Annotated in this window: 1 protein-coding gene; it reads right to left on the reverse strand. The window is 51.9% G+C overall.

What is annotated here, in order from left to right; translation table 11 throughout:
* Positions 1–13: 13 nt before the first annotated feature.
* The coding region (locus tag WM40_RS27315) for an IS30 family transposase (protein ID WP_046154691.1) at positions 14–638 on the reverse strand (625 nt) is incomplete at its 5' end.

A 638-nucleotide genomic window follows, 5' to 3' on the forward strand; every position in this document is an offset into this window, starting at 1 on the left:
CGGATTCAACCGGTCACTGCAACGCGGCTTGAAGAACCTGTGCCGGGGTTTTGAACTTCAAGGTTTTTCTGGGTCTCGTGTTCAGCTTTTCCGCAATCTTGTCTAACTCCTTCTGCGAGAAGCCCGAAAGACAAGTGCCTTTCGGGAAATACTGACGCAGCAGTCCGTTAGTATTCTCGTTCGTGCCGCGCTGCCAGGGGCTGCTGGGGTCACAGAAGTAGACCGCCATATCAGTGGCAAGTGAGAACGCCTTATGCGCAGACAGTTCCTGACCTCTGTCCCAGGTAAGACTCTTCGATAACTCTCGGGGTAGTTTGTGCATCTGTCCGGCAAGAGCCTCTATCACGGTGAGTGCGCCTTTGTTCTTTACCTTGCATAACAGCGTAAATCGAGAATGTCGCTCAACAATTGTTGCGATCGCGCTGTTCAGCGAACCGACGATCAAATCACCTTCCCAGTGACCGGGTATCGCGCGATCTTCAATTTCAGCTGGACGCTCCCGAATTGAAACCGCTCCTTGAATGTTCCCGCGACTCGGCGTCTGGTGGTTTCTGGCACGCCGGAACATACGCTTCATACGAAGATGCTTTTTTAATTCTTCACGCAATACGCCACGCGTTTGAATAAAAAGGGACTTG

Source organism: Robbsia andropogonis (genome assembly GCF_000970345.1).
GTDB lineage: Bacteria > Pseudomonadota > Gammaproteobacteria > Burkholderiales > Burkholderiaceae > Robbsia > Robbsia andropogonis.